This is a genomic window from Campylobacter sp. IFREMER_LSEM_CL2256 (assembly GCF_025771645.1).
GTDB lineage: Bacteria > Campylobacterota > Campylobacteria > Campylobacterales > Campylobacteraceae > Campylobacter_D.
This window is the reverse complement of record NZ_JAKMQQ010000005.1, coordinates 25,981-42,530: the sequence shown is the minus strand read 5'-3', so window position 1 is coordinate 42,530 and position 16,550 is coordinate 25,981. Positions and strand designations below refer to the sequence as shown.

The window sequence follows — 16,550 nt, the reverse complement described above, 5'->3', positions numbered from 1 at the left end:
AATTGCAAGATATGATAGAAAAAATTGCTTCTGCAAGTACTTTAGCAGAACTTGAAAATATAAAAGTAAGTGTTTTAGGAAAAAAAGGTATTTTGACTTTGGAATTTGCAAAGTTAAAAGATTTGCAAGGTGAAGAAAAAAAAGAATTTGCTAATGGTTTAAATAAAGCAAAAGATGAATTTAATGAAGCTTATCAAGTAAAATTAAAAGAATTGGAAGAAAAAGCTTTAAATGAAAAAATGAAACAAGATGTGCAAGATTTTAGTTTTTTTGATGAAACTTCAAATGCAGGTGCTTTGCACCCAATCATGCAAACTATGGATAAAATCATAGAATATTTTACAGCTTTAAATTTCAGCATAGAAAAAGGGCCTTTGATTGAGGATGATTTTCATAATTTTGAAGCATTAAATTTACCACAAAATCATCCTGCAAGAGATATGCAAGATACTTTTTATTTTGAAGATAAAACCTTGCTTAGATCTCAAACTTCTCCAGTTCAAATTAGAACTATGCTATCTCAAAAATCACCTATTAGAATGATAGCACCAGGTGCAGTTTTTAGAAGAGATTTTGATATTACCCATACACCTATGTTTCATCAAGTGGAAGGACTTGTGGTAGAAGAGGGTGATAAGGTAAATTTTGCAAATTTAAAAGATATGCTAGAACATTTTTTAAAACATATGTTTGGTGATGTAAAAGTGCGTTTTAGACCTAGCTTTTTTCCTTTTACAGAGCCATCTGCTGAAGTAGATATTTCTTGTGTATTTTGTAAAGGTTGTGGATGTAGGGTTTGTAAGCAAACAGGATGGCTTGAAGTTTTAGGATGTGGTGTTGTTGATCCTAATGTTTATAAATTTGTTGGTTATAAAAATGTAAGTGGCTATGCTTTTGGTTTGGGTGTGGAGCGTTTTGCTATGCTTTTACATAAAATTCCTGATTTGCGTTCTATGTTTGAAGGTGATTTAAGATTATTGGAGCAATTTAGATGATTATTAGTAGAAATTGGTTAAATGAATGGATTGATTTAAGTGAAATATCGACGCAAACTATAGTAAATACTTTAAATTCTATAGGATTAGAAGTTGATAGTTTCAAAAGTGTTAAAGCTCCCCAAAAAGTTGTAGTAGGTAAGGTTTTAGAAAAAGTTAAACATGAAAATTCAGATAAATTGAATATTTGTAAAGTAGATGTTGGGAATGAAATTTTACAAATTGTTTGTGGGGCAAAAAATGTTGATAAAGATCAATTTGTAGCCGTATCTTTAGTGGGTGCAGTGCTTCCAAATGGACTTGAGATAAAACCTGCCAAACTTAGAGGGGTTGAATCTATGGGTATGATTTGCTCTTCTAGTGAGCTTGGTTTTGGAAAAAGCAATGAAGGCATTATGGTTTTAGATGAAAGCATGGGAGAATTAGTTCTAGGAAAAGCTTTAAATGATTATGAACTTTTTAATGATGAATTAATTGAAATTGAACTTACTCCAAATCGTGGAGATTGCTTGAGCTTATATGGTGTTGCTAGAGATTTAAGCGCAGCACTTGATTTAAATTTAAAAGAATTAAATTCTTTAAAAGAAAGTGAAAATAGCGTAGGTATAGGAAGAATACTAAGTGTTAAAAATCAAAGCGATGTTGAAGGCTTTTTTACTTATAAAGCATTAGAGATTAAAGAAGAATTTAAGCTAAATATTACGATACAAATTCGCCTTGCCTTGATTGAAGCATATAAAAATAATAATATAGAAAATCTTTTAACATATGCAACTCATGCAAGTGGAGTGATTTTTTGTGCTTATGATTTTCATAAGCTTTGTCAAGATTGTCAAATCGATGAAAAGATTGTTTTAGAAATTAAAACTCAAGAACATGGAGAATATGGAGTTTATTATAAAGATGAATTGATTGCTTTAGCAGGTATAGAGCAAGAAGATAAATTTAAAATCAATGATGAAAGTAAAATCATCATTATAGAAGCAAGCTATACTCATCCTCAAACTATAGCAAATGCAATAGCCTTTTATAAAAAGAAAAATGACACTATATATCGTTCTTTAAGAGGTAGTGAGCCTAAGCTTTCTTTGGGAATGGAGTATTTATTTAATGAGTGCTTGAAAATTAGCACGATGAGTGTTTTTTCTGGAAGTCAACAAGTTTTTAAAGAAAATGAAGCAAATATTATTGGTATTTTTGGTGCAGAGATTGATAAAATCATTGGTATGCCTATAGATAAAAATAATTTAGTAAAAATTCTTAAAAAACTAGGCTTTGAAATAAGTGTGGTAAATGATGAGCAATTTAATATCAAAATCCCACTTCATCGCAGTGATATAGCAAATATAGCTGATATTAGTGAAGAAATAGTAAGAATTATTGGCATTGATAATATCCCATCAAAAGCTTTAGAATTTAAAGAAAAAAATCGCCTAAATCAAGTATATTTTGATTATCAAGAGCTTAAAAATTTAAGATTAAAAGCAAGTAGTAATGGGTATTTTGAAAGTGTGCATTATGTTTTAGATAATGAAGAAGAATTAAGTCAATTAGGATTTAAATGTATTAAAAACAAACTCATTAATCCTATCACCAATGAGCTTAATACTTTAAGAAGCACTTTGATAAATCATCTTTTAAATGCAGCAAGTTTTAATCTAAGAAATTCAAAAAAGAAAATCAAACTTTTTGAATGTGGTAGTGTTTTTGATGAGTTTTCAAACGAGCATGCTAAATTTGCAATGATCTTTAGTGGCTACAAAGAAGAAGCTAAAATCACAAATAAGGCTAAGCCTGTTTTGGTAGATTTTTATACTTTTTTAGCAGAATTAAAAAGCATTATAGGTGATTTTAGTTTGCAAAAATCAGAATATGTATTTTTAAGCCCATATGAGCAAGCAAATGTATATAAAAATGGCAAGCGTATAGGGTTTATAGGTAGAGTGCATTTAAGTATAGAAAATAAAAGAGATCTGGTTAAAACTTATATTTGTGAGCTTGATTTAGAAGGCTTAAAACAAGACTTTAAAACCGCTAAAGCTTATTCTAAATTTCCATCTATGAGCAGGGACTTAAGTATAGTTATACCTAAGGGTTTTGAATATGAAAAAATCAAACATACCATTGCTAAATTAGATATTGAAAGATTAGAAAGTTTTAGAGTAGTAGATTTATATACAGATGAGAATTTAGGCGATTTTTATAGCTTGACTATTAATTTAGTATTTAGAGATTTTGAAAAAACCTTAGAAGATAATATTATTCTTGAATATATTGATAAAATCATCAAAGCTTTAGATGATGAGTATGGTTTAAAACTTCGATGAAAATCAGTCCTATTAGTTCTTTTACAGCAGAGCTTGAAGATATAGCTTCTGATAAGTCTATATCTCATCGCTTTGCTATCTTTTCTTTGCTTACTCAAGGAACTTGTAAGATTAAAAATTATTTAAAAGCCCAAGATACTTTACATACTTTAGTAATCATTCAAGCTTTGGGAGCTGAGGTTGAAGAAATTGATGGATTAATTTGCATTAAAGCTCCAAAATATATAAAATCTCCAAATTATGTTTTAGATTGTGGAAATTCAGGTACAGCTATGAGACTTTTAATAGGTCTTTTAAGCGCTATTGAAGATGAATTTTTTGTACTTAGTGGGGATTGTTATTTAAATGCTAGGCCGATGAGACGTGTAAGTGAGCCTTTGATGAGTTTAGGAGCTAAAATTTATGGAAGAGCTAATGCAAATTTAGCGCCTATTTGTATACAAGGAGCTAAGTTGGATGGTTTTGATTTTAGTAGTAATATTGCTTCAGCTCAGGTAAAATCAGCTTTAATCTTAGCAGCTTTATTTGCCAAAAAAGAAAGTTATTTTAAAGAAATTGAGCTTTCAAGAGATCATAGTGAGATTATACTTAATAAAATGGGGGCTTGCATTGAGTATTTAAATGAGGATAAAACTTTTATCAAAATCAATCCTTTAAAAGAAAAATTAAAAGCATTTGAAGTATGTGTACCAAATGATCCATCATCAGCCTTTTATTTTGCCTTAGCTGCTTGTATTTTACCTCATTCAAAAGTAGTTTTAAAAAATGTTTTGTTAAATAAAACACGTATTGAAGCCTTTAAAATTTTAGAAAAAATGGGTGTAAAAATCACTTATAGTATTATCAATGAAGATTTTGAAAGTATTGGAGAAATTTGTGTTGAAAGTGCGCCTTTAAAGGCAGTAAGTGTGAGTGAAAATATCGCATGGCTGATTGATGAAATTCCAGCTTTGGCCATAGCTTTTGCTTGTGCAAAAGGAAAAAGCATTATAAAAAATGCTAAAGAATTACGCGTAAAAGAAAGTGATAGAATCAAATCAATTGTATTAAATTTGCAAAAATGTGGCATAAAAGTAAAAGAATTAGAAGATGGTTTTGAAGTAGAAGGTGGCGAAGTTAAAAGTGCTAAAATAGAAAGCTTTGGAGATCATAGAATCGCGATGAGTTTTTTAATTTTAGGTTTAAGATGTGGAATGGAAGTAGATGATAGTGAATGCATCAAAACTTCTTTTCCAAATTTTATTGAGATTTTAAAGCAAATAGGAGCTAAATTTGGAGATTGAATTAGCAAAAAGTTATGGATTTTGTTTTGGAGTAAAAAGAGCTATTAAAAAAGCCGAGCAGATTAAAGATGCAGCCACCATAGGCCCTTTAATCCATAATAATGAAGAAATCACAAGACTTTGGAAAAATTATAATGTTAAAACATTAAATGATATTAATGAATTAAGCACAGAAAAAAAAGCTATCATTAGAACCCATGGTATTACAAAGCAAGATTTAGAAAAATTAAAGCAAAAAGATATAGAAATTTTTGATGCAACTTGTCCTTTTGTAACTAAACCTCAAAAAATTTGTGAGCAAATGAGCAATGAAGGTTATGAAGTTGTGATTTTTGGAGATGAAAATCATCCTGAAGTAAAAGGGGTTAGAAGTTATGTAAGCACTAAAGCTTATGTGGTTCTTGATGAAAAAGAATTATTTGATATTAAATTACCTTCTAAAATCGCAGTAGTATCACAAACTACAAAAAAGATAGAAAAATTTATGGAAATTGTGAATTTTTTAATGCTTAGGGTTAAGGAAGTGCGCGTTTTTAATACCATATGTGATGCGACTTTTAAAAATCAAGAAGCAATCAATGAACTTGCTAAAAAAAGTGATGTAATGATAATAGTTGGAGGAAAAAATTCAGCTAATACTAAGCAACTTTTTTTAATAGCAAAAAATTACTGCGAGGATAGCTATTTAATCGAAAATGAAAAGGAAATTCAAAAAGAATGGTTTAGTGGCAAAGAAAAATGCGGTATTAGCGCAGGTGCTTCTACACCGGATTGGGTAATTGACTTGGTTTTGGAAAAAATCAAAGAATACACCAAAATTAACTAAGTTTAAAGAAAACAATACTATAATCAAGAATTAAAATTTAAAACAAAGGACCACGATGAGCGAGGTGAACAAAAAAGTTCAAAACAGACTAGAGGATATTATTATAGAAGAAGATTTTGAGCAAATGCTCGAGGAATCTTTCAAGTCTGATGAGGAGGCAACTACACAGGGTATAATTGTCGCGATTAAAGGCGATGAAGTATTTGTAAATGTAGGGCAAAAATCAGAAGGTATTTTGGCAATAGAAGAAATTCAAAACGACAAAGGCGAATTTATCTTCAAAGAAGGCGATACATTAGAAGTTGCTATAGTGGGTTCTCGCGGTGGCAGATCTTTACTTTCTCATAAAAAAGCTTTAAGAAAGCAAAAAGTTAAAGAATTTATTGATAATTATAAAGATGATGAAAGTATGATTGATGTAAAAATCATTGGTAAAAATAGAGGCGGTTTTGTAGCTGTGGATGAAAATGGAGTAGAATTTTTCTTGCCAAAATCACAAAGTAGCTTTAAAGATTCAAATAACATCATCAATAAAACTTTCAAAGTTAAAATCATCAAAATTGATAAAGAAGCTCAAAGTATAGTAGTTTCTAGAAAAAAAATAGTAGATGAAGAAAGAAAAAAACGCAAAGAGATTATCTCAAATGTGTTAAATCAAGAAGAAATCATAGAAGGTATTGTTAAAAAAATCACTACCTATGGTATGTTTGTTGATGTAGGCGGTGTTGATGGTTTGGTTCACTATAGTGAAATTTCTTATAAAGGACCGGTAAATCCTAGTTCATTATATAATGAGGGTGATAAGGTTCCTGTAAAAGTGATTAAATATGATAAAGATAAAAAACATCTTTCTTTATCTATCAAACTTGCTATGCCTGATCCTTGGGATGAAATTAAAGATGGTTTAGAGGTTGGTGACACTATTAAGGTTACGGTTTCAAATATAGAGCCATATGGTGCTTTTGTTGATTTGGGAAATGATATAGAAGGATTTTTACATATAAGTGAAATTTCTTGGGATAAAAATGCTAAAAATCCAAAAGATTATATTAGCGAAGGCCAAGAGCTTGATGTGGAAGTAATTGAGATTAATGCTAAAGAAAGAAGACTTAGAGTTTCTTTAAAAAATTTATTAGCAAAACCTTTTGATGAGTTTTTAAAATCACATAAAGTAGGTGATGTGGTAAAAGGTAGTGTTACTTCTGTGACTAATTTTGGTGCCTTTGTAAAAATTGCAAACTTAGAAGGTTTGTTGCATAATGAAGATGCTTCATGGAATAGAAACGATAAATGCAAAGATATGTATAAAGTTGGTGATGTTATAGAAGTTAAAATCATCAAGCTAGATAAAGAAAATCAAAAAATTTCTTTAAGTACTAAAGAATTGCAAAAAAGTCCTGTGCAAGTTTATGCTCAAAAACACCAAGTAAATGATATTATCTCAGGAAAAATTAGAGATATTAAGGATTTTGGAGTTTTTGTAGAGCTTGAAGAGGGCGTTGATGCGCTAATTCACAAAGAAGATTTAGGTAATATTGATTTTTCAAGTTTAAAAGTAGGCGATACAATAGAAGCTTTAATTGTTTTCATTGATGAAAAGAAAAATAGAATTCGTTTAAGCGTAAAAAGTCTTGCAAGAATGAAAGAAAGAGAAGCGTTAAATGAAATCAATGATAATGATAAAGTAACTTTAGGTGATATTATCAAAGATCAACTTTCATAATAACAAATGAAAAAATATACCCTTTATGGTATTTTAGGCTTTTTAAGCCTAGTTTTGATTGTTGCTTTTGTTTTTATGGTGAGATATGTAAGTGTTGGAAATTTACCTATCTCACAAAATGTTAAATATTCTTTTGATGAGATAAAAAAAGAATTACCACAAACTTGGCAAGATAAACTTTCAAATCTTAAAGTTAATGATTTTTCTCCAGCAGCGAATGAATTTTATATGAGTTTTAATATGGATGATTCTGTAGTAAAACCAAAACAAAAATTTTATATGCTCGATGTAAATAAAAATGATGTTTATTCTATGTTTTGTTTAAAGCAAACATTGCATTCTTTTTTTATCAAATACACTTTAACACAAAGCAAAGATGAAGTGGCAATTTATTTAGATACAAATAATGAAAAAGTTTTAAACGCACTGATCGACAAATTAAAAATTTACAACATAAATGCAAAATTAAAGGAGGTTTGGTTATGAAAAAAATTATTGTATGTGATGCAATATTAGACAAGGGTGTGGAGCTTTTAAGAAAAGCTGATGATGTAGAACTTATTGAAGCAGCGCATTTACCTAAAGATGAGCTTTTAACAAAATTAAGTGATGTGGATGTAGCTATTACTAGAAGTTCAACAGATGTGGATTTGAAATTTATCAATGCATGTTCTAATTTAAAAGCTTTAGTTAGAGCAGGTGTTGGAGTTGATAATGTTGATATAGATGAATGTTCTAAAAAAGGCATTATAGTTATGAATGTGCCAACGGCTAATACCATAGCAGCAGTTGAACTTACTATGAATCATCTATTATGCTCTGCAAGATCTTTTGTAAATGCTCATAATTTTTTAAAAACACAAAGAAGATGGGAAAGAGAAAAGTGGTATGGTGTTGAACTTATGAACAAAACTTTAGGGGTTATAGGTTTTGGTAATATAGGTTCAAGAGTAGCTGTACGCGCAAAAGCTTTTGGTATGAAAGTTATAGCTTATGATCCTTATGTGGTAGCTTCTAAAATGACTGATTTGGGTATTGAGTGCGTGAATTCTTTAGATACAATTTTAACTCAAAGTGATTTTATTACTATACATACACCAAAAACAAAAGAAACAACAGATATGATTTCTTTTGAAGAAATTTCTAAAATGAAAGATGGCGTAAGATTGATAAATTGTGCTAGAGGTGGTCTTTATAATGAAGATGCTTTGCGTGAAGGATTAAAAAGTGGTAAAATAGCTTGGCTTGGTATCGATGTGTTTAATAAAGAACCTGCAACTAATCATCCATTTTTAGACTTTGAAAATGTTTCTGTTACTTCTCATCTTGGTGCAAATACCTTAGAAAGTCAAGAAAATATAGCTATCCAAGCATGTGAGCAAGCTTTAAATGCCGCAAGAGGAATTTCTTATCCTAATGCTTTAAATTTACCAATTAAAACTGAAGATTTGCCAAGTTTTGTAGCACCTTATATTGAGCTTATTTCTAAAATGGGCTTTTTGGCTGCTCAGCTTGATAAAACTCCTATTAAGGCTATTAAACTTGAAAGTGAAGGACAAATTAGTGAGTATAATGAGTCTTTGCTAACTTTTGCAACAGTGAGTGTTTTAAGAGGAATTTTAGGTGAAAATATTAATTATATTAACGCACATTTTGTAGCTAAAGATAAGGGCGTGGAACTTTCTTCTTGTATTTTACCAAGTAGTGGTTATAGTAACAAAATCACGATAAAGGTAATTACAGATAATTCTAACCTTTCTATCTCAGGGACTATTTTTGGTGAAAATGAACAAAGGATAGTAGAGTTAAATGGCTTTGATGTAGATTTTAAACCAAAAGGGAAAATGATAATTTTAAATAATAATGATATACCAGGAGTTATTGCTAATGTTAGCGGAATTTTAGCTAAAAATAATGTCAATATAGCTGATTTTAGACTTGGTAGAAATGGCTTTGGAAAAGCTTTAGCTGTGATTTTGCTTGATGCAAAAATTTCAAAAGCTTTGCTTGAGGAATTAAGGGCAGTTGATGCTTGTATTTTTGCAGAATATGCAGAAATTTAAGGCTTTTTATAAGCCTTAATTGTTACAATTATTTTTTAATTTTAAAATTAAGGAAAATATATGGCTTCTTATGGAATGGGAGATTTAAAAAAAGGTTTAAAAATAGAAATTGATGGTATTCCTTTTAAAATCGTAGAATATCAACATGTAAAACCAGGAAAAGGTCCTGCTTTTGTTCGTATTAAAATTAAATCTTTTATCGATGGTAAGGTTTTAGAAAAAACTTTCCATGCAGGAGATAAATGTGAATCTCCAAATTTAGAAGAAAAACAAATGCAATATCTATACGATGATGGTGAAAATTGTCAATTTATGGATACTCAAACTTATGAGCAAGTTGCAATTAGCGATGAAGATGTGGGTGAAGCTAAAAAATGGATGCTTGATGGAACTATGGTGGATGTTTTATTCCACAATGGAAAAGCAATAGGTGTGGAAGTGCCTCAAGTAATGGAGCTTAAAATTATCGAAACAGCACCAAATTTTAAAGGTGATACTCAAGGTTCAAACAAAAAGCCAGCTACTTTAGAAACAGGTGCAGTAGTGCAAATTCCTTTCCATGTATTAGAAGGGGAAGTAATTCGCGTTGATACTGTGCGTGGAGAATATATAGAAAGAGCAAATAAATAAAAGCCTTTTTTAAGGCTTTTAGCTTCTTTTTTTGTAACTTATTATAGCAAAACAGTTGAATATAATCGCAAACATACCAAGTATTATAAAATTAGAATATAAATTTGTTATATTAACTTCTTTTAGAAAAATCATTCTTAAAGATTCTATAAAGTATTTTAATGGATTTAGATGGCTTAAAGCATAAGCCCACTTTGGCATAGAAAGTATAGAAGTAAAAAGGCCACTCATTAATATAAAAATCATCATGAAGAAAAAAATTACAAACATAGCTTGTGCTATGGTATTAGAATAGTTAGAAATGATAATCCCAAATCCAGAAATAGCCAAAATATAAATAAACACCACAGCACATAGTAACAACACATTACTCTTAGGATACAAATCATAAACAAAAAATGAAACCAAAAGACATATGCTAAAGGCAACTATACCAATTATCCAGTACATAATGAGCTTGGCTAGTATAAAATTAAATTTAGAAATAGGACTAACATTTATTTGTTCAATATTTCCCTTTTCTTTTTCACTTACAATGTTAATTGCGGGTAAAAAACCACAAAGTAAAGTGAGTACTATAGTGCTTAAAGCAGGAATCATATAATGTTGGTAATTAAGATTTGGATTAAATTTGAAATTGCTTAAGATATTAATTTTGTCTTGTTTTAAATTTAAGCTTGAAGTGATGATTTTATTTATATAGATTAAGCTTATATTGGCTTTTACTCCATTTATAGCATTAATATAAAGAGATAAATTTAATTTGTTTTCTTTGAAAAAATCGCGCTCAAAATTTGAGTTAAATTCTAATATTGCATCACAAATGTTATTTTCTATACATTTTTTAGCATCTTGGTACGTGGAAAATGTGTATATTTTGTCAAAATATTTGTTATTAGCAATAGTATTTATTATATTTTTAGTACTCTGACTTTTATCCCAGTCAATTACTGCTATATTGATATTTTTAACTTCAAGATTTGTTGCCCATGGCATAATAAGTATTAGAACTAAAGGATAAATCAAAACCAATCGTGGTAAAAATTTATTACGTTTAAATTGTAAAAATTCCTTTTTTAATAAAGCTTTTAACAGCATTATTCAATCCTATCTTTAAATTTTTTAATGCTTGCAAATAGGAAAATAAAACTCATCGACAATAAAATAATAAGTTCTTTTAATAAAAAGCTTAAACTAACATCCATAAACATAATTTTTTTAATGCCTATGATAAACCATTTTGCAGGGATCAAATGGGTGAAAAATTCTAGAATTTTTGGCATGCTTTCAGTGGGAAATATCATACCTGAAAGTAAAATTATAGGGATTAAAAATACCATTCCACATATTAACATAGCGCTTGCTTGTGTTTTTGTTATACATGATACAAAAAGCCCTATGCTTAAAGCTAGAAAAATGTATAACATACAAAAACAAAGCAAGATAAAAAGATTTCCTTGAATATGTATATTTAAAACAAAAACCGATAACAACAAAATAATAAATAAGCTAATATTAGAAATAAAAAAATACGGTAACATTTTTGCAAATATAATTATAAAAGGTCTTATTGGGGCACTAAGTAGCATTTGCATGGTTTGATTTTCTTTTTCGCGCACTATGGATATGCTAGTCATCATCGCGCAAATTAACATTAAAATCATACCCATTAGTCCAGGTATAAATACATATTGACTTTTAGAACTAGGATTATATAAAAAACGTATATTGAAATTTTGTACATCAAGTTGTTCTAATAAAATATTTTCAATATAAGCATTGATAATGCTAGCCCTATTAGGATCGCTTGCATCGATTAAAATTTGAATTATTTGATTTTTTGCAAAATTATGATCAAATATAAGAGTCATATCTATTTTAGAGTTTTTAAAATCATCTTGCTTTTGTTTAATGTTATGGTAAGTTTGTATAAATTCAAAATAAGGATTATTTATTAGTGTTTGAGATATTTGTTTACTAGTATTATCTTTTGATAAATTTAAAATGCTAAATTTTATATGGTTTACTTCCATGGTAAGTGCAAAACCAAAGAGTAAAATTTGCACTATAGGCATGAAAAATACTATCAACATAGTCCTTTTATCTCTTATAATATGCAAACTCTCTTTTTTAACAATAGCTAGAAAAATATTCATATTAAGATCTTTTTGCTTCTTTTGCTAATTGAAAAAATATTTCTTGTATATCTTTAGCATTATATGTTCTTTTTAGATTTTTGGGAGTATCTAAAATTTTAATTTTGCCATCTATCATAATGCTTATTCTATCGCAATATTCTGCTTCATCCATATAGTGCGTTGTGATAAAAATAGAAATATTTTCATTGCTTGCTTTGTAAATAAGCTCCCAAAAATCCCTTCTTGTTTTTGGATCTACACCACTTGTGGGTTCATCTAAAAAAATAATCTTTGGCTTGTGTAAAGTTGCTACGCAAAAGGCTAGCTTTTGTTTAAAACCTAAAGATAGATCTTTTACAAGCTTGTTTTTGTAGGCATATATATTTAAAAAATTTAACAATGAGTCCCCGTTTTCTCTTATTGTTTTAGTGTTTAAACCATATATTGTGCCAAATAATTCTATATTTTCAAAAACACTTAGATCTTCATAAAGCGAAAATTTTTGACTCATATAACCTATATTTTGTTTGATTTTTTCACTATCTTTATATACATCATATCCACCAATAAAAGCATTTCCACTTGTTGGTAAACTCAAGCCACAAAGCATTTTTATAGCAGTGGTTTTTCCTGCTCCATTGGCTCCTAAAAAGGCAAATATTTCTCCTTTGTGAACTTCAAAATTTAGATCATCTACTGCTTTAAAGGTTCCAAAATATTTACAAAGATTAGAAGTTTTTATAACACTATCCATAGTTTAATTCCATAAAACAATCTTCAAGATTTGCATTGATTTTATATAAGGAAAGTTTTTGATTGCATTTTTTTTCTATTATAGATAACCATTTAGAAATATTAGTATGTTCTTTAAAAACAATATGAATATTTTCTTTAAAAGCATAAAATTTTTTTACATTATCATCATTTTTTAAAATTGTCATAATATTTTTGATTTTTATTCCTTCTAGAGCATAAATTTCTGATTGAATATTTTCACATAGTGTTTTTGGTTTGTCTAATCTTATAAATTTACCATTTTGTATAAAAGCGATTTTATCTGATCTTGCAATTTCATCCATATAAGAACTTGTTATGACAATACTTTTGTTTAAAGACAACAATATATCCCAAAAATCTTTTCTTGAACAAGGATCCACTCCAGTTGTAGGTTCATCTAGTATTAAAAGTTTTGGTTTATGAATGAGAGCGCAACATAGAGCTAACTTTTGTTTCATTCCTCCAGAAAGAGCGCTTGCTTTTCTATTTTTTACTTGTTGCAGTTGCTGATATATAGGTAATATTTCTTGTAAATTTTCTTTCCAATTGCAAGAGTGAATTTTGGCAAAAAAATCTATATTTTCTTCTATACTAAGATCGCCACAGAGGCTAAAACAAGGACTCATATAGGCTATTATTTTTCGAATTTGTTGATAGTCTTTTACTAGATCGTATCCATAAATTTTAGTTTTTGTTGTATCGGGCAATACAAGAGTGCTTAAAATTTTTAACAAAGTACTTTTGCCAGATCCATCTGCTCCAATAATGCCTAAAATTTCACCATCATTTAGATTAAAATTAATATCACTTAGAACTTTCTTATTATTATAACTTTTGTAAAGATTTTTAACTTCAATCATGGTAAAAATGTACTTCGGCATAGGTTCCAATTTTTAAATAACCATCATTTTTGACATTTATTTTTATCATATAAACAAGATTTTCTCTCTCATCTTTACTCATGATAGTCTTTGGTGTAAATTCAGCTTTTTGTGAAATATAAGATACAACACCTTGATAGCTTTTGTCCGTGTCAGAAATTATTTTAACCTTATCTTTAAGCTTTATTTTGTTGTAATCTTGATTGATGATATAAGCTTTAAGATATAAGTTTGATAAATCTGCTATTTTAAATAACGCTTGATTTTTACTTAATTCTCCAGCGAAAGCATACTTTTCTAAAACAGTGCCATAAATAGGAGATCTTATAAAGCTTTTGGCAATACTATCTTCTAAGATAGCAATTTGAATCAATGCAGTTTGAATTTGTTCGTCTATAGAAGCGTTTTTAAGAGTTAGATTTTCTTTTTTAGCATCGATCTCTTTTTCTAATAATGAATATTTTGCATTAATATCATCATATTCTTTTTGAGAAATTGCCTCATTTTTCAAAAGTGTATAATAGCGTTTTTTATCTACTAAGGTGTCTTTGAGTTGCTGAAATAAAGGTGAGAGTTGGTTTTTTATATCTAGTTTTTGTAGTTTTAACGCTTCAATAATATGATAAAGTTCTTTCTTTTTTAACTCCAAAGAAACACTATCTACTTTTCCTATTATCTGGTTTTTTTGTAGTTTTTGTCCTTCTTGGATATTAAATTCTAAAATTTTTCCCTGTATTTCACTAGAGACAATTATCTCATCACTTTCAAAAATCCCCATTGCATCAAATTTGTCATTTGGATTAGAGCATGCATAGAAAGAAAATATTGACATGGCAAGCAAAAGAAATTTGAGCATAGTTTCACTTTAAATTTATTATTTATTTTTAGTTTATTAAAAATATTATGAAAATAATCTTAAATAATAAGAGTTTATAAAGTTCTTAATTTATTAATCTCATCTCTAAGCATTGCTGCTTTTTCAAATTCAAGATTTTTAGCAGCTTCTAACATTTGTTTTCTTAACTCTTTTACTATTTTTGCGCGTTCTTTTGCAGGCATTTTTTCAAGTTCTTTGCCTTTACGATAAATTTCTCCTTGCTCAAGTTCATGTTTTAAACTTTCTTCTATATTTCTTTTTACTGAGGTTGGTGTGATGTTGTGTTTTTTATTATAAGCTTCTTGTAAAGCCCTTCTTTCGTTAGTAGTATCGATAGCTTCTTGCATAGATTTTGTGACTTTTTTGGCAAAAAGTAAAACTTTTCCATTGACATTTCTAGCAGCACGCCCCATCGTTTGAATGAGTGCAGTGGTACTTCTTAAAAAGCCTTCTTTATCTGCATCCATAATCGCTATAAGAGAAACTTCAGGTAAGTCAAGTCCTTCTCTTAAAAGATTAATCCCGATTAAAATATCAAAAGCACCACTTCTTAAACCACGGATGATTTCATTACGCTCTATTGCATCAATTTCTGAGTGCATGTATTTTACTTTTAAGCCAAGTTCTAAGTAGTATTTACTAAGCTCTTCAGCCATTTTTTTAGTTAAAACGGTTATTAAAACTCTTTCATTGCGTTCTATAACTTTTTTAGCTTCATCGTATAAAATTTCTACTTGATTTTCACTATCTTTGATTTCTATTTTAGGATCTAAAAGCCCTGTTGGACGCATGATTTGATAAAAAATATTTTCTTTGCTTAATTCTAGTTCTAAAGGTGCAGGTGTAGCTGAAACAAATAAAAATTTACAATTTTTATTAATAAATTCATCAAACATCAAAGGTCTATTATCTAAGGCACTTGGCAAGCGAAAACCATAATCAACCAAAGTTTGTTTTCTGCTTCTATCCCCTGCAAACATTCCGCGAAATTGTGGTAAAGATACATGAGATTCATCTACAATGACTAAAAAATCTTGATTTTTAATGGCAAAATAATCAAAAAGCGTATAAGGTGTATCACCGCTTTTAAGTCCTGTTAAATGCAAAGCATAATTTTCAACTCCTTTGCACATACCTGTGCTTTGAAGCATTTCAAGGTCAAATTCTACTCTTTGTTTTAACCTTTGTGCTTCTACGAGTTTATTTTCATTTTCAAAATAAGCAAGGCGTTCATTTAATTCAGCTTTTATGCCTTTTATGGCCTCTTTAAGCCTAGCCTCACCTACGCTAAATTGACTGGTTGGGTAAAGTATGAATTTTTTTAAATCTTTACCTTTTTTATTTTCTAAGACATTATAATGATACATCGCCTCAAGCTCATCGCCTAAAAACTCAAGCCTAATAGCTTCATCTTCATAATAAGCTGGATATATATCTACTATATCTCCATTTACTCTAAAATCAGCCCTATCAAAGAAATTATCATTGCGTTTATAGCCCATATCTACAAGTTTTTTTAAAAGTTCTTTTTGATTTATTTGCATATTAAGCTCTAAAATCAAAACCATACCCACATACTCACTTGGATTTCCCAAACCATAATTTGCTGAAACACTAGCTATGCAAATAACATCATCATAACTTAAAAGCGAAGCACTTGCGCTTAGTCTTAATCTTTCTAAGTCTTCATTAGTAGAGCTGTCTTTTTCTATAAAAACATCGGTTCTTGGTATATAAGCCTCGGGTTGATAATAATCATAATAGCTTATAAAATACTCTACATGATTATTTGCAAAAAAACCTTTAAATTCGCTATAAAGTTGCGCGCATAAACTTTTATTGTGACTCATGATAAGAGTAGGCATGTTTAAGTTTTTAATGATATTTGCCATAGTGAAAGTTTTTCCACTGCCTGTAACACCTAGCAAGGTTTGGTATTTATTACCCGCTTTAATGCTTTTTACTATACCATCAATGGCTTGTTTTTGATCAGGACTTGGCTTAAAATCACTAGTAAGTTCAAACATAAA

At 29.1% G+C, this 16,550-nt stretch carries 14 protein-coding genes; 8 read left to right on the top strand and 6 right to left on the bottom strand.

Annotation, left to right across the window (positions count from 1 at the left end):
- The first annotated feature begins 2 nt into the window (after window positions 1-2).
- The 8 genes from pheS to efp are packed head-to-tail and all read left to right on the top strand — an operon-like array spanning window position 3 to window position 9,847.
- A complete protein-coding gene (gene pheS / locus L8U00_RS03425; protein WP_263708508.1) occupies window positions 3-995 on the top strand; it encodes a phenylalanine--tRNA ligase subunit alpha in 993 nt (330 codons plus the stop codon).
- A complete protein-coding gene (pheT, locus tag L8U00_RS03420) occupies window positions 992-3,322 on the top strand; it encodes a phenylalanine--tRNA ligase subunit beta (protein WP_263708507.1) in 2,331 nt (776 codons plus the stop codon). The genes pheS and pheT overlap by 4 nt, the downstream gene beginning before the upstream one ends.
- Window positions 3,319-4,605, top strand: coding sequence for a 3-phosphoshikimate 1-carboxyvinyltransferase (aroA, locus tag L8U00_RS03415; protein ID WP_263708506.1), 1,287 nt, complete (start codon window positions 3,319-3,321; stop codon window positions 4,603-4,605). The genes pheT and aroA overlap by 4 nt, the downstream gene beginning before the upstream one ends.
- Window positions 4,595-5,431 carry a 4-hydroxy-3-methylbut-2-enyl diphosphate reductase gene (locus L8U00_RS03410; protein WP_263682342.1) on the top strand — a complete coding sequence of 279 codons (837 nt, stop codon included), beginning with the start codon at window positions 4,595-4,597 and terminating at the stop codon, window positions 5,429-5,431. The genes aroA and L8U00_RS03410 overlap by 11 nt, the downstream gene beginning before the upstream one ends.
- A 55-nt stretch (window positions 5,432-5,486) precedes the next feature.
- A complete protein-coding gene (locus L8U00_RS03405; protein WP_263682341.1) occupies window positions 5,487-7,154 on the top strand; it encodes a 30S ribosomal protein S1 in 1,668 nt (555 codons plus the stop codon).
- 6 nt (window positions 7,155-7,160) lie between these two features.
- The gene (locus tag L8U00_RS03400) at window positions 7,161-7,640 is read left to right on the top strand and encodes a hypothetical protein (protein WP_220555329.1); all 480 of its coding nucleotides are present in this window, start codon (window positions 7,161-7,163) and stop codon (window positions 7,638-7,640) included.
- Complete coding sequence (gene serA / locus L8U00_RS03395) at window positions 7,637-9,217, top strand: phosphoglycerate dehydrogenase (protein ID WP_263708505.1); 1,581 nt, start codon at window positions 7,637-7,639, stop codon at window positions 9,215-9,217. Before L8U00_RS03400 ends, serA begins: the two co-directional genes overlap by 4 nt.
- A gap of 60 nt (window positions 9,218-9,277) precedes the next feature.
- Window positions 9,278-9,847 carry an elongation factor P gene (efp, locus tag L8U00_RS03390; protein WP_039618934.1) on the top strand — a complete coding sequence of 190 codons (570 nt, stop codon included), beginning with the start codon at window positions 9,278-9,280 and terminating at the stop codon, window positions 9,845-9,847.
- 18 nt (window positions 9,848-9,865) lie between these two features.
- Here the strand turns inward: efp and L8U00_RS03385 are convergent, their stop codons facing one another.
- From L8U00_RS03385 to uvrB, 6 genes are all read right to left on the bottom strand, one after another.
- Complete coding sequence (locus L8U00_RS03385) at window positions 9,866-10,945, bottom strand: ABC transporter permease (protein ID WP_263708504.1); 1,080 nt, start codon at window positions 10,943-10,945, stop codon at window positions 9,866-9,868.
- Window positions 10,945-12,003, bottom strand: a complete 1,059-nt coding sequence (locus L8U00_RS03380; RefSeq protein WP_263708503.1) for an ABC transporter permease — start codon at window positions 12,001-12,003, stop codon at window positions 10,945-10,947. Before L8U00_RS03380 ends, L8U00_RS03385 begins: the two co-directional genes overlap by 1 nt.
- 1 nt (window position 12,004) lies before the next feature.
- Window positions 12,005-12,739, bottom strand: a complete 735-nt coding sequence (locus L8U00_RS03375; protein WP_263708502.1) for an ABC transporter ATP-binding protein — start codon at window positions 12,737-12,739, stop codon at window positions 12,005-12,007.
- Window positions 12,732-13,643 carry an ABC transporter ATP-binding protein gene (locus tag L8U00_RS03370; RefSeq protein ID WP_263708501.1) on the bottom strand — a complete coding sequence of 304 codons (912 nt, stop codon included), beginning with the start codon at window positions 13,641-13,643 and terminating at the stop codon, window positions 12,732-12,734. The genes L8U00_RS03375 and L8U00_RS03370 overlap by 8 nt, the downstream gene beginning before the upstream one ends.
- A complete protein-coding gene (locus tag L8U00_RS03365) occupies window positions 13,615-14,499 on the bottom strand; it encodes an HlyD family secretion protein (protein ID WP_263708500.1) in 885 nt (294 codons plus the stop codon). Before L8U00_RS03365 ends, L8U00_RS03370 begins: the two co-directional genes overlap by 29 nt.
- A gap of 74 nt (window positions 14,500-14,573) precedes the next feature.
- Window positions 14,574-16,547: an excinuclease ABC subunit UvrB gene (gene uvrB, locus L8U00_RS03360; RefSeq protein ID WP_263708498.1), complete on the bottom strand. Its 1,974-nt coding sequence runs from the start codon at window positions 16,545-16,547 to the stop codon at window positions 14,574-14,576.
- Between the last annotated feature and the right edge of the window lie 3 nt (window positions 16,548-16,550).